The organism is Psychrobacter sp. 16-MNA-CIBAN-0192 (assembly GCF_040309565.1).
Lineage (GTDB): Bacteria > Pseudomonadota > Gammaproteobacteria > Pseudomonadales > Moraxellaceae > Psychrobacter.
Genome location: NZ_JBEOOX010000681.1, coordinates 1 through 240, shown reverse-complemented (window position 1 = coordinate 240; position 240 = coordinate 1). Strand labels below are relative to the sequence as shown.

The 240-nt window shown below is 60.8% G+C and carries 1 pseudogene; it reads left to right on the top strand.

Annotated features, from left to right (window positions below):
* Nucleotides 1-240, top strand: a pseudogene (locus AAEY78_RS14845) (hypothetical protein); the annotation flags it as partial.

Genomic DNA, 240 nt, shown 5'->3' with positions numbered 1-240 from the left:
ACAAGAAGGGCTGGATTGCCCTGAAGAACTTCAACCTCAATATCAATGCCTTGATGAGTATCGCGGTGACGGGCGCGATCCTGATTGGCCAGTGGCCGGAAGCGGCGATGGTGATGTTCCTGTTCACCGTGGCCGAGTTGATCGAGGCCAAATCCCTGGACCGGGCGCGCAATGCCATCAGCGGCCTGATGCAGATGACCCCCGAACAGGCCACGGTGCGCCAGGCCGACGGTTCCTGGC